At 63.7% G+C, this 18601-nt stretch carries 14 protein-coding genes and 4 tRNA genes; 17 read left to right on the top strand and 1 reads right to left on the bottom strand.

Annotated features, from left to right (window positions below):
- The first annotated feature begins 10 nt into the window (after positions 1 to 10).
- The 5 genes from nagZ to WG898_RS02885 all read left to right on the top strand — a co-directional run bounded on the left by nagZ (position 11) and on the right by WG898_RS02885 (position 5613).
- Entirely contained in the window at positions 11 to 1489 is a 1479-nt protein-coding gene (nagZ, locus tag WG898_RS02905; protein WP_339601241.1) for a beta-N-acetylhexosaminidase, read from the top strand.
- A 31-nt stretch (positions 1490 to 1520) separates the two neighbouring features.
- A complete protein-coding gene (locus WG898_RS02900) occupies positions 1521 to 2822 on the top strand; it encodes an MFS transporter (RefSeq protein WP_339601240.1) in 1302 nt (433 codons plus the stop codon).
- A 3-nt stretch (positions 2823 to 2825) separates the two neighbouring features.
- The gene (locus tag WG898_RS02895; protein ID WP_339601239.1) at positions 2826 to 3725 is read left to right on the top strand and encodes a glycoside hydrolase family 16 protein; all 900 of its coding nucleotides are present in this window, start codon (positions 2826 to 2828) and stop codon (positions 3723 to 3725) included.
- A 26-nt stretch (positions 3726 to 3751) separates the two neighbouring features.
- A complete protein-coding gene (locus WG898_RS02890) occupies positions 3752 to 4825 on the top strand; it encodes an acyltransferase family protein (protein WP_339601238.1) in 1074 nt (357 codons plus the stop codon).
- Positions 4826 to 4887: 62 nt separating this feature from the next.
- Positions 4888 to 5613, top strand: a complete 726-nt coding sequence (locus WG898_RS02885) for a DUF6445 family protein (protein ID WP_339601237.1) — start codon at positions 4888 to 4890, stop codon at positions 5611 to 5613.
- 79 nt (positions 5614 to 5692) lie between these two features.
- Here the strand turns inward: WG898_RS02885 and WG898_RS02880 are convergent, their stop codons facing one another.
- Positions 5693 to 8386: a TonB-dependent receptor gene (locus tag WG898_RS02880; protein ID WP_339601236.1), complete on the bottom strand. Its 2694-nt coding sequence runs from the start codon at positions 8384 to 8386 to the stop codon at positions 5693 to 5695.
- A 385-nt stretch (positions 8387 to 8771) separates the two neighbouring features.
- Here WG898_RS02880 and WG898_RS02875 point away from each other — a divergent pair.
- The 12 genes from WG898_RS02875 to rpoB all read left to right on the top strand — a co-directional run bounded on the left by WG898_RS02875 (position 8772) and on the right by rpoB (position 18580).
- Positions 8772 to 8857, top strand: a tRNA-Tyr gene (locus WG898_RS02875).
- Positions 8858 to 8938: 81 nt separating this feature from the next.
- Positions 8939 to 9012: transfer RNA gene (locus WG898_RS02870), tRNA-Gly, on the top strand.
- A gap of 70 nt (positions 9013 to 9082) precedes the next feature.
- Positions 9083 to 9157: transfer RNA gene (locus tag WG898_RS02865), tRNA-Thr, on the top strand.
- A 53-nt stretch (positions 9158 to 9210) separates the two neighbouring features.
- Positions 9211 to 10401: an elongation factor Tu gene (tuf, locus tag WG898_RS02860; protein ID WP_285235081.1), complete on the top strand. Its 1191-nt coding sequence runs from the start codon at positions 9211 to 9213 to the stop codon at positions 10399 to 10401.
- A 15-nt stretch (positions 10402 to 10416) separates the two neighbouring features.
- Positions 10417 to 10492: transfer RNA gene (locus WG898_RS02855), tRNA-Trp, on the top strand.
- A gap of 136 nt (positions 10493 to 10628) precedes the next feature.
- On the top strand, positions 10629 to 11012 hold the full coding sequence (secE, locus tag WG898_RS02850) for a preprotein translocase subunit SecE (RefSeq protein WP_339601235.1): 384 nt from the start codon (positions 10629 to 10631) through the stop codon (positions 11010 to 11012).
- 10 nt (positions 11013 to 11022) lie between these two features.
- Positions 11023 to 11607 (top strand): transcription termination/antitermination protein NusG, encoded by a 585-nt coding sequence (gene nusG, locus WG898_RS02845; RefSeq protein ID WP_285235083.1) that lies wholly within the window; start codon positions 11023 to 11025, stop codon positions 11605 to 11607.
- A gap of 168 nt (positions 11608 to 11775) precedes the next feature.
- Positions 11776 to 12207: a 50S ribosomal protein L11 gene (rplK, locus tag WG898_RS02840; RefSeq protein WP_058933584.1), complete on the top strand. Its 432-nt coding sequence runs from the start codon at positions 11776 to 11778 to the stop codon at positions 12205 to 12207.
- A gap of 1 nt (position 12208) precedes the next feature.
- Complete coding sequence (rplA, locus tag WG898_RS02835) at positions 12209 to 12916, top strand: 50S ribosomal protein L1 (RefSeq protein WP_339601234.1); 708 nt, start codon at positions 12209 to 12211, stop codon at positions 12914 to 12916.
- A 269-nt stretch (positions 12917 to 13185) separates the two neighbouring features.
- Positions 13186 to 13710: a 50S ribosomal protein L10 gene (rplJ, locus tag WG898_RS02830; protein ID WP_339601233.1), complete on the top strand. Its 525-nt coding sequence runs from the start codon at positions 13186 to 13188 to the stop codon at positions 13708 to 13710.
- A gap of 43 nt (positions 13711 to 13753) precedes the next feature.
- Complete coding sequence (gene rplL / locus WG898_RS02825) at positions 13754 to 14134, top strand: 50S ribosomal protein L7/L12 (RefSeq protein WP_285235087.1); 381 nt, start codon at positions 13754 to 13756, stop codon at positions 14132 to 14134.
- Between the two features lie 324 nt (positions 14135 to 14458).
- A complete protein-coding gene (gene rpoB / locus WG898_RS02820; protein ID WP_339601232.1) occupies positions 14459 to 18580 on the top strand; it encodes a DNA-directed RNA polymerase subunit beta in 4122 nt (1373 codons plus the stop codon).
- Positions 18581 to 18601: the final 21 nt, after the last annotated feature.

Raw genomic sequence — 18601 nt, 5'->3', positions numbered from 1 at the left:
TCACAGCGCCATGTCCAAGGCATTTCATCCCGGCCATTTGGTGATGGTGGATATCCAGGGCAAGCGCCTGGATGCCGAGACCGCCGCCTTTTTGCGCCAGCACCAGATCCGCGCCGTCTGCCTGTTCCGCAAGAACCTGGGCAGCGAGGCCGAGGTGCAGCAGCTCACCCGCGATCTGCGCGAGGTGATGGGCCCCGACGCCCTGATCGGCCTCGACCAGGAGGGCGGCTCGGTCGTCCGTGCGACCTTTCTGCCCCAGGCGCCTTCGGCGATGGCGCTGGGCGCCGCCGACGATGAGGCCCTGGCCGAAAGCGTCGGCGCGGCGGTGGCGCGCGGACTGAGAAGCATCGGCATCAACTGGAACTTTGCGCCGGTGCTGGACATCAACAACAACCCGGCCAATCCGGTCATCGCCGAGCGCAGCTTCTCGGAAGACGCCGACGATGTGACCCGCCTGGCCGGTGCCTGGATGCGCGGCTCGCTGCGCGAGGGCGTGGCCTGTTGCGTCAAGCATTTCCCAGGCCATGGCGACACCCATGTGGACTCGCACCTGGCCCTGCCCACGGTGGACAAGAGCCGCGCCGAACTCGACGCGCTGGAGTTGCGCCCGTTCAAAGCCCTGCGCGATACCGCGCCCGCCGTGATGACGGCGCACATCGTCTACCCGCAGATCGACCCCGAGCACCCGGCCACGCTTTCGAAGAAGGTCCTTGGCGGCATCCTGCGCGGGGAATGGGGCTACGACGGCGTGGTGATCACCGACGCGCTGATGATGAAGGCCATCTGCGAACGGTATGGCTATGCGCGTGCCGCCGTGCTGGCGCTGCAGGCCGGGGCCGACATGATCCTGGCGCAGGGCTCGCTGGCAGAGCAGGGCCAGTCCATTGCGGCACTTGAGGCCGCCTTTGCCAGCGGCGAGTTGACCCTGGCCCAGGGAGAACGCGCAGGCGCACGTCTGGATGCCCTGGCCCGGGCCTACCCGGTGCAGCATGCCGCCTACGACGCCGCGGCACGCGCAGACGACGACGCCTTGATGCGTCGCGCCTGGGCGCGCGGCCTGACGCTCTTGCGCGGCGCTGAGGCACCCTCGCTGCAGGCACCGCTGCGCGTGTACGTGCAGGGTCAGGTGCCTACCGATGGCGTCTCCGAGGCCGGCCCGACCGGCGCCCAGGTGGCTGCCTTGTTCGATGGCTTTGCCGATGCCGAGGTGCTGGTGCTGCCGGACATCGCCGCATTGGACTGGGCCCAGGTGCCCAAGGACGGCCGCAAGACCATCGTTGCCTCCACCCAGCGTGCCCGCTACGAGGCTCAGGCGCAGGCCTGGCGCCCCGATCTGCACCTGGTGCTCTGGAATCCCTTCCAGGCTCTGGATGTGCCCGCACCGACCGTGATCACCTGGGGTTATGCCGATGGCGCCCTGGAGGGGCTGAAGCAATGGCTGGAAGGCCGGGCCCCGTCCACGGCGCGGTCCCCCGTGACACTGAACTGAACGTCTAGCAAAGCTTCCCCAGGAGACCCGCATGTCCAGCAGCCCCAACCGATCGCCGATGCGCTGGATCCCCAGCCTGTACTTTGTGCAGGGCATGCAGTTCTTCGTGGTGATGTTGATCGCCGGGCTGATGTTCAAGAACATGGGCGTGGCCAATGACCAGATCGCGCGCTGGACCGGGCTCCTGGGCCTGGCCTGGGCCTTCAAGCCGCTGTGGAGCCCCTTCCTGGAACTGGCGCGCAGCAAGAAGCTGATCGTGGTGGCGATGCAGTTCACCGGCAGCGCGGGCCTGGGCCTGATGGCGCTGGCGCTGCAGCTGCCGATGTACTTCGCGGCCAGCATCGCGGTGCTGTTTCTGCTGGCCTATGCCTCGGCCACGCACGATATCGCCTGCGATGGCTTGTATATGGCGGCCCTGGACAGCAAGAAGCAGGCGGCCTATGCGGGCTGGCAGGGCGCGTTCTTCAACGCCTCCAAGTTCCTCACCCTGGGCGGCCTGCTTGTGCTGGCCGGGCATCTGGAGAAGAGCCTGGGGGTGTTCAATGCCTGGTCCATCATCTTCGCCGCGCTGGCCCTCTTGCTGGCCTTGCTGGCAGGCTACAACGCCTACGCGCTGCCGGGCACGCTCAATACCGAGCATGCGGACCTGACGGTGCGCAGCGTGTTCGCCACGCTCAGGGAAGTGGTGGCGGATTTCCTCAAGAAGCCCGGCATCTGGCTGGCGATCCTCTTCATCGTCTTGTTCCGCTTCGGCGAGGGGCAGGTGCAGACCATAGGCCCGCTGTTCCTGATCGAGCCGCGCGAACATGGCGGGCTGGGGCTCAGCACCGAGCAGGTGGGCGGCATCTATGGCACGGCGGGCACGGCGGCCTTTCTGGTGGGCAGCATTCTGGGCGGTTATTTCACCTCCTGGCTGAGCCTCAGGCGCGCCATGCCCGTGCTGATCCTGGCGATGGCGGTGCCCAACGCGGTGTTCTACTACCTCAGCGCCAGCCTGCCCGCCGATCTGTTCCATATCGGCGCGGCCATCAGCGTGGAGATGTTCGGCTATGGCTTCGGCTTCGTCGGCATGATTCTCTACATCATGCAGGCGGTGGCGCCGGGCAGGTACCAGACCGCGCATTACGCGCTGGGCTCGGGCGTGATGCAGCTGGGCTTCATCTTTTCCAAGACCATCAGCGGCGACATCCAGCTGGCGCTGGGTTACCAGAGTTTTTTCCTCTGGACCATCGCCTGCGGCCTGCCGGCCCTCGTGCTGATGTTCTTCGTGAAGATTCCGGCGGCGGCCGAGCCGCCCCAGGCCGCCGTGGGCACGCCCGCCACCAGCAGCTGAGCCATGTACACGCTCTCGCTGCTGGTCACGGGCCTGGCGCTGGCTGCCGCCCCCGCATGGGCGGCGGAGCGCTTTTTTGACGATTTCAGCTACGCCGATCTGCAGCAACTGCGTGCCGGCGGCTGGACCCCGCGTACCCAGGCCGGCCACCCGGGCGTGGAGGGCGCGAACTGGAGCGAGCAACAGCTGCGCCTGCTGGCCGACCCGGCGCAACAAGGCAATCGCCTGCTGCGCCTGCGCGCCAGCACCGATGGCAGCGGCGTGGGCACCTACCAGGCCCAGCTCTGCCACCAGCGCAAATACCTGGAGGGCACCTATGCCGCGCGGGTGCGCTTCAGCGATGCGCCAACGCAGGGCAGCGATGGCGACCCCATCATCCAGACCTTCTACACGGTCACGCCGCTGCGCTTCGACCACGACCCCGAGTTCAGCGAGATGGACTGGGAATACCTGCCCAATGGCGGCTGGGGCAGCACGCAGACGCGGCTCTATGGCATCGCCTGGCAGACCGTGCAGCTCAATCCCTGGAAGAGCTACAACCAGGCGCATGAGGAATCCGGCAGCCTGCAGGGCTGGCATCAGCTGATGATGCAGGTGGCCGACGGCCAGGTGCGGCTGTTCCTGGACGGGCGCCAGATCGCCCGGCATGGCGGGCGCAACGTTCCCGTGTCGCCGATGTCTATCAACTTCAATCTCTGGTTTTCCCCCGGCGGGCTCTTGCCCAGCAGCGCCGAGCCGCGCGTCTACGAGCAGGACGTGGACTGGGTGTTCCATGCGCGCAAGGAGCTGTTGAGCCCGGCCGAGGTGGAGGCGGCAGTGGCGGCCTATCGCGCGGCCGGCCAGGCGCGGGTGGACACGGTGCCCGCTGCAACGCCCGCGCTGGCCAGCCCCTGCGACTTCTGATTCCGGGTCAGAGGAGGCCCGCCCTCATGCATCAGCAACAGCAGCGTCTGGCGTCGGTGGACGCCCTGCGAGGCCTGACGGTGGCAGCGATGCTGCTTGTCAACAACCCCGGTGATTGGGGCCATGTGTTCTGGCCGCTGGAGCATGCCGAGTGGCATGGCTGCACGCCCACCGACCTGATCTTTCCCTTCTTCCTCTTCATCGTTGGCGTCTCGCTGGCGCTGGCGCTGGGGCCGCGTCTGGACGCGGGCGCGCCGCCGGTGCCACTGCTGCGCGGTGCCCTGCAGCGTGCCGGCCGCATCATGGCGCTGGGCCTGCTGCTGCACCTGCTGGCCTGGTGGTTGATGCACAAGCCCGAGTTCCGCGTGACGGGTGTCCTGCAGCGCATTGCCCTGTGCTTCGGCTTGGCCGCGCTGCTGGCCTGTGGCTGGCGCTCGGCCAGGGCGCAGTGGGCCGTGCTGCTGGCCCTGCTGCTGGGCTATGGCGGCTTGCTGCTGGCCGGCGGCGATCTCAGCAAGGTCGGCAATATCGCGTCCCGGCTGGACACGCAGTTGCTGGGGCGCTTTGCCTACGAGTGGGATGCCGGCACGGGCCGCGCACATGACCCGGAAGGTCTGCTCAGCACCCTCGGCGCGCTGGCCACCACCTTGCTGGGCCTGCGCGCCGGCGCTTGGCTGCGCCGCGGCGCGCGCCGCGAGCTGTGCTGGCTGGCCGCCGGCTGCTTGCTGCTGGGAGCATTGCTCACGCCATGGCTGCCCTGGAACAAGCAGCTCTGGACCCCCAGCTTCGTGCTGTGGACCGGCGGCTGGGCCACCGCGGCCCTGCTGCTGGCCCACCAGCTGGTGGACCGTCTGCAATGCCGCCCGCTGGGGCGGGCCTTCGGCGTGAATGCGATTGCCGCCTATGCGGGCGCCTGGATGTGCACGGTGCTGCTGGAAGGTCTGGGCTGGATGGCGCCGCTCTATGCCCATGGTTTCGACTGGCTGGGCGAGCTCGCCGGACCGAGCATGGCATCGCTTGCCTTTGCGCTGCTGTTCGTGGCCGTCTGGGCGCTGATCGTCCGTTGGCTCGACCGTCGCGGCTGGTACTTCAAGGTCTAGCCAGGCAGGCTGCGCTTGTACCATCTTGCGGCGCATTGAAAGAAGAAGCCAAGGATCTCCGCATGAGCCAGCGCTTTGCCGTACGCATGCCACCCGATGTCCGCTCGGTGCGGATCGGCGATCACGACGTCGTTTTCATCGACGATTTTCTGGAGGACCCGGACGCGCTGCATGCGCAGGCGCTGGAACAACCCTTCCTGCCATATCCGGGCGTGGGCGAGCACAAGGGCTATCCGGGCGTGCGTGCCGAGGCGCCTGGCGATTACACCCAGCATCTGGTGGCGCTGGTGGAGCCGCTGATACGCATCAACTTCGGTGTGCCCGAGGCGCTGCCGCTGCGCAAGAGCATGTGCGCGTTCTCGCTCATCACCGAGGCGCCCGGCAAGCTGGGGCCGCTGCAGCGCACCCCGCATTTCGATGCCAGCACGCCACATCACATGGCAGTGCTGCTCTATCTGTGCGGGGAACAGCATGGCGGCACCGGCTTCTACCGGCACAGGGCCACCGGTATCCAGCGGGTGACGCCCGACAACCGCGATCGCTACCTCGATGCCTACCAGCAGGAGCTGGCCCGGCGGCCGCCCAGGCCGCGCTACTTTGCCGACTCCGACGAGCATTTCGAGCTGCTGGGCATGATGCCGGCACGCCGCAACCGGCTGGTCGTCTACCCCGGCAGCCTGCTGCACAGCGCCTGCATCAATCCGGCCATCAGCCTCACGGGTGATCCGCGCAGCGGCCGCCTGACGGTCAACTCGTTTTTCGACTTCGGTCTGCCGGCAGACGCTTGATCACCCATCCGAGACGGCGCCGAAGGAGCAAGAAAAAAGCCCGGCGACTGCCGGGCTTTTGCATTCGGTCAGCGACCGATCAGAACTTGGCGCTCAGGCCGAGGCGGTAGGTGGTCTCGCCCTGGAAGGACCAGGCCGGGAAGCCGGCGCGCAGCGGATCCTTGATGGCGGTGTTGGACGCCTCTGCCGCACCGTACTGCACGTCGTCCTGCTTGAGCAGGTTGATGACCTCCAGCGACAGCTTCAGGTTCTTGTTGATGTTCCAGCCGAAGCTTGCGTCCAGCGTGCCGTAGGCATCATGCATGCGGTTGCCGTACCAGAAGGCGCCTTCGCGAATCATGTACTTCGAGCGCCAGTTGTAGGCCAGGCGGCCGGAGTAGGTTTCGTTCTCGTAGTAGCCGACCAGGTTGACGTTGTGCTTGGAGGCCTGGGTGAAGATGCCGAGATTGTCGATATAGCTGCTGGCCGGTGCGGTGCCTTCGGTGAAGGTGTAGTTGGCAATCACGCCATAGCCGTTGTTGAAGGCATGGTTGGCCTGCAGTTCGAGGCCACGGATGCGGCCGCCGCCGGCATTCACGTAGCTCTGCACCGTCCAGTTGTCGAGCTTGGACACCGGGTCCACCAGACCCACCTTCTGGTTGTTCTTGACCTCCGCAGTGATGAAGTTGGAGATGTCCTTGCTGAAGAAGGTGGCCGACAGCAGGTTGCCCTTGCCGTAGTAGTACTCCACACCGATGTCGGCGTTGCTGGACTTCATCGGCTTGAGCGAGACGCTGCCGTTGGTCCAGGTCTCGTTGCCGACGCGGTCATCGTTGTAGCCCGACACCGTCACGCCGAACATATTGGCGAAATTCGGGCGCGTGATGGTTTGCGAGGCAGCGACGCGCAGCACCATATTGCGGCTCAGGTCGAAGGCCAGGTTGGCGCTGGGCAGCACGTCGTTGTAGCTGGACTTCTTGGTGGCGGTGTTGCGGCCCCAGTTGAGGTTGCCCGAGTAGTCGCCGGTGGCCAGCGGGCTGCCGTCGAAGGCATAGCCGGTGCTCTTCACGTCGGTGGAGATGTAGCGCAGGCCGAAGTTGCCGCGCATGTTCTGCGCGTCGAACTCGAACATGCCGTAGGCCGACTTGTTCTTCTCGTTCAGCTCGCTGTAGCCAGAGCGGTCCTCGATCCAGGATGCGATGTTCTTGTTGGTGTTGGCGATCATCGCGCCGATATTGGGACGCGGCACGTCCCAGCCACCCACGCCCACCGAGCCGCTGTAGAGGCTGGCGGTGTCGATCGGTGCAATCGTCGAGCTCCAGACCGGGCGGAAGCTGCGCTTCTCGAAGGTGTGGTCGGCCATGCGGATGCCGGTCTTGAACGAGGAGATCGCGCCCCAGGCAAGGTCAAAGGTGGCGTCCAGCTGGGCGAACTTCTCCTGATCCTTGTTCGGGCCCTGCGACGAGGCCCAGGTCTCCGGCGAGCTCTGCTTGGGCAGGGCGCTCACGCCGAAGGATTGATCCTTGCTGGGGTTCACGGCGATCTGCTTGCCGGTGGCGTCGATGGTGCCCTGCCACTTGGCTGGCGTATCCCACCAGCCGTAGGCGTAGTTGGTGGTCAGCGAGGTGCCGCCTTTGGCCTTGGTGCTGCCGGCGACCAGATCGAACTTGGCGCCGTCGACACGGTAGTGGCCGTCGACGGTGACGCTGTCCGAGGTCATCGCTGCGGCGCGGGCCCAGTTCTGGAAGAACTGGTTCATCAGCGGCTTGGCGGCCGTGGTGGTGCTGTGCAGGCAGACGCCGTTGGGGTTGAAATCCGACTTCACAGCGGTATTGCGTTGGTCGCAATTGGCGTCGTGGAAGATGTAGTCGCTGCTGTTCGAGTTGTCGGCGCCCAGCTTCAGGTGCAGGACATTCAAGCCCAGCTCCATGCCGTCGACCGGCTTGGCTTGCAGGATGACGTTGACGGCATCGCGCTTGCGGTCTTGCACAAAGGCGGTCGGTGCAACGTCCGACGACCAGCGGCTGTCGGCTTCGATGCCTTGGCGGATATAGGCGCCTTCCGAATGGCCGCCGGCGATCAGCGCGCCGAAACGGCGGCTCTGGTCGCGCCAGCTATAGAGGCCGGAGACCTCCTTCTCATCGTCGCTGATCGTGCCCTTGCCATACTTGACGCTGGCGAAGGCGGTGCCGGCTGCCATGTCGAGGGGCTTGCGGGTCTTCACGATCACGGTGCCGCCGATGCCACCTTCGGTCAGGTCGGCTTGGGAGGACTTATAGACCTCCATGCCGCCGATCAACTCGGGGGGCAGCAGCGAGTAGTTGAACGAGCGGTCGATGTCCATCTGGTCGTACCAACCGGTGGACGCGACGGTCTGGCCGTTCAGCGTGGTGTAGGTCATCTGCGGGTCAGAGCCGCGGATCGACACCGAGGCGCCCTGGCCAAAGGCGCGACCCACCGAGACGCCGGGGATTCGGCCCAGCGATTGGCCGACGTCGGAGTCGGGAAGCTTGCCCACGTCTTCCGCGGACACGGCGTCGACGACCGCGCTGGCGTTCTTCTTGATGTTGACCGCGGTCTCCAACGAGGCGCGAATGCCGGTGACAACCACCTGATCCAGCTGCGACGCCTCAGCCTTCTTGTCGACCTGTTGGGCGTGCGCGCCAAAGGCGGCACCAAGCAGGGTGATCGTCACCGCTGCGGCGATAGGGGTCTTTCGGACCTTCATGAACTGCTCCTCGATATGGCCGTTGGCTTCGTGCTCGGCCTGTTGAGACTCGGAGCCAAGGCGCATGACCGTGTGAGCGACATGTGCCTGGCGCCTCGAAATGCAATGCAAATGCAACCAATGCCATGCCACTATAGCCATCAGTAGTGCCACTTTGCTACCACTTTCGGGGGCGTGTTTTCCCTGCTGTGGCAAGCCTGCAATAGTGATTGAGGCGCAGGTGTCGGCGCCGTTGGGGGTGGCCGGGGCGGACTTCTGGGTGCTGCCGAGTGCTGGGCTTGGTAGTAAATTGGTATCTAGTTCCGTGCGTTGGGGCGGCAGGTTTGCATTGCTGACTCGTGCGCATGTTGTTCCAGCGTGCCGAGCGAGCCGCTTTCCAGGTTCTGTTGCGCCAGCTGTTGAAAATTGTTTGCAGCGCAAAAATGCTGTGCTATAGTTGCGGGCTTGCCTCGGAGGGGTGGCCGAGTGGTTAAAGGCAGCAGACTGTAAATCTGCCCGCTAACGCGTACGCTGGTTCGAATCCAGCCTCCTCCACCAAGGCAAACACAATTCAAGCGATTGAAGCTTGTTTAGGGCAAGGGTCGAAAGGTCCGAGCGATGAGCAGGCGTTACTCCCGGGCGGGAGTAGTTCAATGGTAGAACCTTAGCCTTCCAAGCTAATGACACGGGTTCGATTCCCGTTTCCCGCTCCAGTCGGCTTGCTTGGAAGGAGTATGTGTCGGCACTGGTTTGCTGATCTGTGGTCAGCAAACCTGTGTCGATGCCCATGTGGCTCAGTGGTAGAGCACTCCCTTGGTAAGGGAGAGGTCACGCGTTCGATCCGCGTCATGGGCACCACCTCTTCTCGTCTTTTCTTCTCCCTTCTCTGATCTGATCGCCAGGAGCGCAAGATGGCAAAAGGTAAATTCGAACGTACCAAGCCCCACGTGAACGTGGGCACGATTGGTCACGTTGACCACGGCAAGACCACGCTGACCGCTGCGATCGCCACCGTGCTGTCGAAGAAGTTTGGCGGCGAAGCCAAGGCTTACGATCAGATCGATGCGGCCCCCGAAGAAAAGGCCCGCGGCATCACCATCAATACCGCTCACGTCGAGTACGAAACGGCGAACCGCCACTACGCTCACGTGGACTGCCCTGGCCACGCCGACTATGTGAAGAACATGATCACCGGCGCGGCTCAGATGGACGGCGCGATCCTGGTGTGCTCGGCCGCTGACGGCCCGATGCCCCAGACCCGCGAGCACATCCTGCTGGCTCGCCAAGTGGGCGTGAAGTACATCATCGTGTTCCTGAACAAGTGCGACATGGTGGATGACGCCGAGCTGCTGGAACTGGTGGAAATGGAAGTGCGCGAGCTGCTGTCCAAGTACGACTTCCCCGGCGACGACACCCCCATCATCAAGGGTTCGGCCAAGCTGGCGCTGGAAGGCGACACGGGCGACCTGGGCGAGCAAGCCATCATGCGCCTGGCCGATGCGCTGGACACCTACATCCCCCAGCCGGACCGCGCCGTTGACGGCACCTTCCTGCTGCCGGTGGAAGACGTGTTCTCGATCTCGGGCCGTGGCACCGTGGTGACCGGTCGCGTTGAGCGCGGCATCATCAAGGTTGGCGAGGAAATCGAAATCGTCGGTATCCGCGACGTGCAGAAGACCACCGTGACCGGCGTGGAAATGTTCCGCAAGCTGCTGGACCAAGGTCAAGCCGGCGACAACGTCGGTATCCTGCTGCGCGGCACCAAGCGTGAAGACGTCGAACGCGGCCAAGTGTTGGCCAAGCCCGGCTCGATCAAGCCCCACACCCACTTCACGGCCGAGATCTACGTGCTGTCGAAGGAAGAGGGCGGCCGTCACACCCCGTTCTTCAACAACTACCGTCCCCAGTTCTACTTCCGCACGACGGACGTGACCGGTGCCGTGGAGCTGCCGAAGGACAAGGAAATGGTCATGCCCGGCGACAACGTCGGCATCACCGTGAAGCTGATCGCTCCGATCGCCATGGAAACCGGCCTGCGCTTCGCTATTCGCGAAGGTGGCCGTACCGTCGGCTCGGGTGTGGTTGCCACCATCCTCGAGTAAAGTCTGAAAGACCACAGGGGCATAGCTCAATTGGCAGAGCGTCGGTCTCCAAAACCGAAGGTTGGGGGTTCGAGACCCTCTGCCCCTGCCAGCAGTCACTGATCTGACGCTGGTATAGTGGTCAAAGCAAGCCCGCGGGATTTGGTCCCGGCGGGCTTTGCTGCTGTTGGGTCAATTCATTCCCTATGCGTGCCGAGTCCGCTCAGGCGGGCTTGAAAGTTAGTTCAATGTCGAATCCTCAAGTCGAAACAGTTACCACCAGCGCCGACAAGGCCAAGCTGGCGGGTGCTGTGCTGCTGCTGATTGGTGGCCTGGTGGCGTTCTATGCGCTGGCCAAGCAAGGGCCGATCGCGCAGTGGGCGGCGCTGCTGGCCCTGCTGGCGGCCGCTGCGGGCGCGTTCTTCACCTCCGAGTCCGGCAAGTCGCTGGTGGCCTATGGCCGCGACTCGCTGCGCGAAGTGCGCAAGGTGGTGTGGCCCACGCGCAAGGAAGCGACCCAGATGACCGGCTATGTGTTCGCCTTCGTGGTGGTCATGGCCTTGTTCCTCTGGCTGACCGACAAGACGCTGGAATGGGTCCTGATCGACCTGATTCTGGGCTGGAAGCGCTAAAGGATTCCCGATGAGCGAAGAACTGAACGTCGTTGCGAACGAAGCGGCAGTGCCTGCTGGCCTGCCCAAGCGCTGGTATGTGGTGCATGCCTACTCGGGCATGGAAAAGGCCGTGGAGCGCAATCTGCGCGAGCGCATTGATCGCGCCGGCATGCAGGACAAGTTTGGCCGCATCCTGGTTCCGACCGAAGAGGTTGTGGAGCTGAAGAACGGCAAGAAGGCGGTCACCGAGCGTCGCTTCTTCCCCGGCTATGTGTTGGTGGAAATGGTGATGGAGGATGACACCTGGCATCTGGTCAAGCACACCTCCAAGGTGACGGGTTTTGTGGGTGGCGCGAAGAATCGCCCGGCCCCGATTTCGGAAGCCGAGGTGATGAAGATCGTCAACCAGATGCAAGAAGGCATCGAGAAGCCCCGGCCCAAGGTCGAGTGGACGGTGGGCGAGATCGTGCGCGTCAAAGAAGGCCCGTTCACGGACTTCAACGGCGCTATCGAGGAAGTCAATTACGACAAATCCAAGGTGCGCGTCTCGGTCACGATCTTCGGACGTGCCACGCCGGTGGAATTGGACTTCGCGCAGGTCGAGAAGGTTTAAGAGCCTGGTGAGGCTCGCTCGCTGCGCAAGCGGTGGGCATCTCACTCGTAGTCAGTCCGCAACGAGATGCGGACAAGAGGAGCAAGGGTACGAGGCGTGAGCCTCTAGCCCCTTGCGCTAGCACTCAGGCGTTGCGGCGAGGCCGCCGTGGCGCTGTCAGGAGAAATCATGGCCAAGAAAATTGTCGGCTTTATCAAGCTGCAAATTCCGGCTGGCAAGGCAAATCCTTCGCCTCCGGTCGGTCCCGCGCTGGGTCAGCGTGGTCTGAACATCATGGAATTCTGCAAGGCGTTCAACGCCCAGACGCAGAGCTATGAGCCGGGCCTGAAGCTGCCGGTGGTTATCACCGCCTTCGCGGACAAGAGCTTCACCTTCGTGATCAAGTCGCCCCCGGCGACCGTGCTGATCAAGAAGGCTGCCAAGATCGAAAAGGGCTCGCAGCGCCCCCATCTGGACAAGGTCGGCAAGCTGACCCGCGCCCAGCTGGAAGAGATCGCCAAGACCAAGCAGAAGGATCTGACGGCCGCCGACATGGACGCCGCCGTTCGCACCATCGCTGGTTCCGCCCGTTCGATGGGCATCATCGTGGAGGGCGTGTGACATGGCTAAGCTGACCAAGAAGCAAAAAGCCCTGCAAGGCAAGGTCGAGACCACCAAGCTGTACCCCCTGACCGCCGCCCTCGGCCTGGTCAAGGAACTGGCGACCGCCAAGTTTGACGAGTCCATCGACGTGGCCGTGCAACTCGGCATCGATGCCAAGAAGTCGGACCAAGTGGTGCGTGGCGCCGTCGTGATGCCTCACGGCACCGGCAAGACCAAGCGCGTGGCTGTGTTCGCCCAAGGCGCCAAGGCTGAGGAAGCCAAGGCCGCCGGCGCCGACGTGGTCGGTATGGAAGATCTGGCCGAGCGCGTCAAGGCTGGCGACATGCCTTTCGACGTGGTCATCGCCTCGCCCGACACCATGCGTATCGTCGGTACCCTGGGTCAGATTCTGGGCCCGCGCGGCCTGATGCCTAACCCCAAGGTTGGCACCGTGACCCCGGACGTCGCTACCGCTGTCAAGAACGCCAAGGCTGGCCAGGTCCAGTTCCGCGTTGACAAGGCCGGCATCATCCACGGCACCATCGGCCGTCGTTCCTTTGACACCGAAAAGCTGGAAGGCAATCTGCGCGCGCTGATCGAGGCCCTGAACAAGGCCAAGCCGGCGTCGAGCAAGGGTGTCTACCTGCGCAAGGTCGCCGTGTCGTCCACCATGGGCGTCGGCGCTCGCGTGGACATCGCTTCGATCAACGCTCAGGCTTCGGCCTAAGCGAATTCAGATGAGGTGTGGCGCTAGTCTGGCGCCGCGCTGATGAATTGGTGGGGCGCTGCTGGTTTCGGCCGGTGGCGCGTCATCCAAGACCGCTGGAGATGCGCCCCCTGCAGTACTGGGGGCAAGGCTTAATCGGGAACTCTGTTTCCGTCCAGCGCAGATGGCGGTCCCGCTGTAAGGAATGAATGTTTCCTGACAGAAGGTCGCTGAATCCCGGTGTGTCGGAGGCTGCGAGGCCGAAGACACGTTTTTGTGAGGAGTAGACCTTGAGTCTCAATCGCAACGAGAAGGCAACCGTCGTCTCCGAAGTGGCAGCGCAAGCCGCCAAGTCGCAGACGCTGGCGCTGGCCGAGTACCGTGGCCTCACCGTTGAAGCCTTGAACAAGCTGCGCGTCACTGCGCGTGCCCAAGGTGTGTATCTTCACGTGCTGAAGAACACCCTGGCACGTCGTGCTGTCGCCGGCACTTCGTTCGAAGCTGCTTCGGAGAGCATGGTCGGCCCGCTGATCTACGGTTTTTCCGAGGACGCGGTCGCTGCCGCGAAGGTCATCGCTGACTTCGCCAAGACCAACGACAAGCTCGTCATCAAGGGCGGCGCTTATGGTGGCAAGGCTCTGGACGTCAATGCCGTCAAGGCCCTGGCATCCATCCCCAGCAAGGAAGTGCTGCTGTCCCAAGTGGCTGGCCTGCTCATGTCGCCGGTGCAACGCACCGCCGCCGTGCTGGCTGCCCTGGCTCAGCAAAAGGGTGGCGGCGCTACTGCCGAAGCCCCGGCCGAAGCTGCTGCTTAAGACGCTACGTCCCCTGCAATCTATCTGTTATTAGGAAACTATCATGGCATTCGATAAAGACGCATTCCTGGCCGCTCTGGACAGCATGACCGTTCTGGAACTGAACGATCTGGTCAAGGCAATTGAAGAGAAGTTCGGCGTGTCCGCCGCTTCGATGGCTGCTCCCGCCGCTGGCGGCGCTGCTGGCGGTGGCGCTGCTGCTGCTGAAGAGAAGACCGAGTTCAATGTCGTGCTGCTGGAAGCCGGCGCGAACAAGGTTGGCGTGATCAAGGCCGTGCGCGAAATCACCGGCCTGGGCCTGAAGGAAGCCAAGGACCTGGTCGACGGCGCTCCCAAGGCTGTCAAGGAAGCCGTGGCCAAGGCCGACGCCGAAGCCGCCAAGAAGAAGCTGGAAGAAGCCGGCGCCAAGGTCGAACTCAAGTAAGACCTTGGGGAGCGGGGTGGCGCAAGCTGCCCGGCTCCACTGTGCTAAAGGGGTGGTCCTGCGGGCCTCCCCTTTAGTCGTTTCAAGGGTAAACACTCTTGAGGATAGCTGAAAGGATCGCGTGCGGTATGATGCGCGGTTCTTTCAAGTGTTCTCTGATCCGACTGCAGAGAGCCGGTTTGGTCGGGCCTTGGTGCAATGCCAGGGTTGTCCGCCAGCGGTTGGTAGTGGCCAACCACCAAGCATCGAGCGCAATACTCGAGAAGCCAGTCGCCGACGAAGCCCGTCCCACGGCCAGGGGTGGGCTCTCGACACGGAGTGTTTATGGCGCAAGCAACCCCCTATAGCTATACCGAGCGCAAGCGAATCCGCAAGAGCTTCGGCAAGCGTGAGAGCGTTCTCAACGTTCCCTATTTGCTCACCATGCAGAAGGACTCGTACGTCGCCTTCCTGCAAAAAGACGTCCCCCCTGCCAAGCGCAAGCCCGAAGGCCTGCAGGCAGCCTTCCTTTCCGCGTTCCCGATTGTTTCGCACAACGGTTTCGTGGAAATGAAGTTCCTCGAGTTCAATATCGCTAAGCCCCCGTTCGACACCCGCGAGTGCCAGCAACGTGGCTTGACCTATGCAGCGGCCGTGCGCGCCAAGCTGCAAATGATCATTTACGACCGTGAGAGCCCGCAGGCCAAGACGGTCAAGGAAATCAAGGAACAAGAGGTCTACATGGGCGAAGTGCCCCTGATGACCGATTACGGTTCCTTCATCGTCAATGGCACCGAGCGTGTCATCGTCAGCCAGCTGCACCGCTCGCCCGGCGTGTTCTTCGAGCACGACAAGGGCAAGACCCACTCGTCCGGCAAGCTGCTGTTCTCGGCCCGCATCATTCCCTATCGCGGTTCCTGGCTGGACTATGAGTTCGACCCGAAGGACATCCTGTACTTCCGCGTCGACCGTCGCCGCAAGATGCCGGTCACCATCCTGCTCAAGGCCATTGGCCTGAACCCCGAGCAGATCCTGGCGCACTTCTTCGTGTTCGACAACTTCCGTCTGATGGACTCCGGTGCCCAGATGGAATTCGTGGCCGACCGCCTGAAGGGCGAAGTGGCCCGCTTTGACATCACCGACAAGAGCGGTGCCGTCATCGTAGAGAAGGACAAGCGCATCACCGCCCGCCATGTGCGCCAGCTGGAGCAATCCGGCACGCAGCATGTGACCGTGCCCGAAGACTTCCTGCTCGGCCGCGTGCTGGCCAAGAACATGGTCGACGGCGACACCGGCGAGATCATTGCCAAGGCCAACGAAGAGCTGACCGAAGCGCTGCTGAAGAAGCTGCGCAGCGCCGGCATCAAGGAGATTCAGGCGCTCTACACGAACGAACTGGACGAAGGCGCCTACATCAGCCAGACCCTGGCCTCGGACGAGACCGACAGCCAGCTGGCTGCGCGTGTCGCGATCTATCGCATGATGCGCCCCGGCGAGCCGCCGACGGAAGACGCGGTGGAAGCGCTGTTCAACCGCCTGTTCTACAGCGAAGACACCTACGACCTCTCGCGCGTGGGCCGCATGAAGTTCAACGCCCGCGTGGGCCGCGACACGCCGGAAGGCGCCATGACCTTGTCGAACGAGGACATCCTCGACGTCGTCAAGATCCTGGTGGAACTGCGCAATGGCCGCGGCGAGGTCGATGACATCGACCACCTGGGCAATCGCCGTGTGCGCTGCGTGGGCGAGCTGGCTGAGAACCAGTACCGCTCGGGCCTGGCACGTATCGAAAAGGCCGTGAAGGAGCGTCTGGGTCAGGCTGAGACCGAAGCCCTGATGCCGCACGACCTGATCAACTCCAAGCCGATCTCCGCGGCGCTGAAGGAGTTCTTCGGTGCCTCGCAGCTGTCGCAGTTCATGGACCAGACCAACCCCCTGTCGGAAATCACGCACAAGCGTCGCGTTTCCGCCCTGGGCCCGGGTGGTCTGACCCGCGAGCGCGCCGGCTTTGAAGTCCGCGACGTGCACCCCACCCATTACGGCCGCGTCTGCCCGATCGAAACGCCGGAAGGCCCGAACATCGGTCTGATCAACTCGCTGGCGCTGTTCGCTCAGCTCAACGAGTACGGCTTCCTGGAAACGCCTTACCGCCGCGTCGTCGATGGCAAGGTGACGACCCAGATCGACTACCTCTCGGCCATCGAAGAAGGCAAGTACGTGATCGCGCAGGCGAACGCGACGCTGAACGCCGCTGGCGAGCTGACCGACGAGCTGGTGTCTGCGCGTGAAAACGGCGAATCGGTGCTGACCTCGCCCGAGCGCATCCAGTACATGGACGTGGCGCCGACGCAGATCGTCTCGGTGGCTGCCTCGCTCGTGCCCTTCCTGGAGCACGACGATGCGAACCGCGCATTGATGGGCGCCAACATGCAGCGTCAGGCCGTGCCGGTGCTGCGTCCCGAAAAGGCCCTGGTCGGTACGGGCGTCGAGCGCGTCGCCGCCAAGGACTCGGGCACAGTGGTGGCCGCACGCCGCGGCGGTATCGTCGACTACGTGGACACGAACCGCATCGTGATTCGCGTGAACGACGATGAGACCGTGGCTGGCGAAGTCGGTGTCGACATCTACAACCTGATCAAGTACCAGCGTTCCAACCAGAACACCAACATCCACCAGCGCCCGATCGTGCGCCGTGGCGACAAGGTGGCTGCGGAAGACATCATTGCCGACGGTGCATCGACGGACATCGGCGAGCTGGCCCTGGGCCAGAACATGCTGGTCGCCTTCATGCCCTGGAACGGCTACAACTTCGAAGACTCGATCCTGATCTCCGAACGCGTGGTGGCCGAAGACCGCTACACCTCGATCCACATCGAGGAGCTGGTGGTGATGGCCCGTGACACCAAGCTGGGCAGCGAAGAAATCACCCGCGACATCCCGAACCTGAGCGAGCAGCAACTGGCGCGCCTGGACGAATCGGGCATCGTCTACATCGGCGCCGAGGTGAACCCTGGCGACGTGCTGGTGGGCAAGGTCACGCCCAAGGGCGAGACCACGCTGACGCCGGAAGAGAAGCTGCTGCGCGCCATCTTCGGCGAGAAGGCTTCGGACGTGAAGGACACCTCGCTGCGCGTGGATCAGGGCACCAACGGTACCGTGATCGATGTGCAGGTCTTCACCCGCGAAGGCATCCAGCGTGACAAGCGCGCCCAGCAGATCATCGACGACGAGCTGAAGCGCTTCCGCCTGGACCTAAACGACCAGCTGCGCATCGTCGAGGCCGACGCCTTCGACCGTATCGAGAAGCTGCTGAACGGCCGCGTGGCCAACGGCGGCCCGCAGAAGATCGCCAAAGGCACGGTCATCGACAAGGCCTATCTGGCCGGCGTTGAGAAGTTCCATTGGTTCGACATCCGTCCGGCCGAGGACGAGGTCGCCAACCAGCTGGAATCGATCAAGAACTCGCTGGAGCAGACCCGCCACAGCTTCGACCTGGCGTTTGAAGAAAAGCGCAAGAAGCTGACGCAGGGCGACGAGTTGCCGGCCGGCGTGCTGAAGATGGTCAAGGTCTACCTGGCCGTGAAGCGCCGCCTGCAGCCTGGCGACAAGATGGCCGGCCGTCACGGCAACAAGGGTGTGGTGTCCAAGATCACCCCGATCGAAGACATGCCCTATATGGCCGACGGCACCCCTGCCGACATCGTGCTGAATCCGCTGGGCGTGCCCTCGCGGATGAACGTGGGTCAGGTGCTGGAAGTGCACCTGGGCTGGGCCGGCAAGGGTATTGGCCAGCGTATCGGTGATCTGCTGCAGCAGCACTCGGCCGTGGCCGAGCTGCGCAAGTTCTTCGACGAGCTCTACAACCAGAGTGGCGGCAAGTCCGAGAGCCTGGACGAGCTGAGCGACAAGGAAATCGTCGAGATGGCGCAGAACCTGTCGAATGGCGTGCCCTTCGCGACGCCGGTGTTCGACGGTGCCAAGGAAGAAGAAATCCGCGGCATGCTGAAGCTGGCCTATCCGGACGACATCGCGGCGAAGAAGGGCCTGACCCCGACGCGCACGCAGGCCTTCCTGTACGACGGCCGCACCGGCGAGCAGTTCGAGCGCCCCACCACCATTGGCTACATGCATGTGCTGAAGCTGCACCACTTGGTGGACGACAAGATGCACGCCCGTTCGACCGGCCCGTACTCGCTCGTCACGCAGCAGCCGCTGGGTGGTAAGGCGCAGTTCGGCGGCCAGCGTTTCGGTGAGATGGAAGTGTGGGCCCTGGAAGCCTATGGCGCGTCCTACGTGCTGCAGGAAATGCTGACCGTCAAGTCCGACGACGTGAACGGCCGTACCAAGGTCTACGAGAACATCGTCAAGGGTGAGCACGCGATCGATGCCGGCATGCCGGAGTCGTTCAACGTGCTGGTGAAGGAAATTCGTTCGCTCGGCATCGACATCGAGCTCGAGCGCAACTAAGCATAGGAACAGGAGAAACAC

It is taken from the genome of Paucibacter soli (assembly GCF_037482845.1).
In the GTDB taxonomy this organism is placed as follows: Bacteria; Pseudomonadota; Gammaproteobacteria; order Burkholderiales; family Burkholderiaceae_C; genus Paucibacter_B; species Paucibacter_B soli.
Note: the sequence above shows the minus strand (reverse complement) of the source record. Positions and strands in the feature narration are given on the sequence as shown.

Excerpts from the sequence above, each read along its gene's own strand:
- WG898_RS02890 (WP_339601238.1), top strand. The coding sequence starts at position 3,752 with ATGCATCAGCAACAGCAGCGTCTGGCGTCGGTGGACGCCCTGCGAGGC.
- rpoB (WP_339601232.1), top strand. The coding sequence starts at position 14,459 with ATGGCGCAAGCAACCCCCTATAGCTATACCGAGCGCAAGCGAATCCGC.
- nusG (WP_285235083.1), top strand. The coding sequence starts at position 11,023 with ATGAGCGAAGAACTGAACGTCGTTGCGAACGAAGCGGCAGTGCCTGCT.
- rplA (WP_339601234.1), top strand. The coding sequence starts at position 12,209 with ATGGCTAAGCTGACCAAGAAGCAAAAAGCCCTGCAAGGCAAGGTCGAG.
- secE (WP_339601235.1), top strand. The coding sequence starts at position 10,629 with ATGTCGAATCCTCAAGTCGAAACAGTTACCACCAGCGCCGACAAGGCC.
- rplK (WP_058933584.1), top strand. The coding sequence starts at position 11,776 with ATGGCCAAGAAAATTGTCGGCTTTATCAAGCTGCAAATTCCGGCTGGC.
- nagZ (WP_339601241.1), top strand. The coding sequence starts at position 11 with ATGTCCAAGGCATTTCATCCCGGCCATTTGGTGATGGTGGATATCCAG.
- WG898_RS02895 (WP_339601239.1), top strand. The coding sequence starts at position 2,826 with ATGTACACGCTCTCGCTGCTGGTCACGGGCCTGGCGCTGGCTGCCGCC.
- rplL (WP_285235087.1), top strand. The coding sequence starts at position 13,754 with ATGGCATTCGATAAAGACGCATTCCTGGCCGCTCTGGACAGCATGACC.
- WG898_RS02885 (WP_339601237.1), top strand. The coding sequence starts at position 4,888 with ATGAGCCAGCGCTTTGCCGTACGCATGCCACCCGATGTCCGCTCGGTG.
- WG898_RS02880 (WP_339601236.1), bottom strand. The coding sequence starts at position 8,386 with ATGCGCCTTGGCTCCGAGTCTCAACAGGCCGAGCACGAAGCCAACGGC.
- tuf (WP_285235081.1), top strand. The coding sequence starts at position 9,211 with ATGGCAAAAGGTAAATTCGAACGTACCAAGCCCCACGTGAACGTGGGC.
- WG898_RS02900 (WP_339601240.1), top strand. The coding sequence starts at position 1,521 with ATGTCCAGCAGCCCCAACCGATCGCCGATGCGCTGGATCCCCAGCCTG.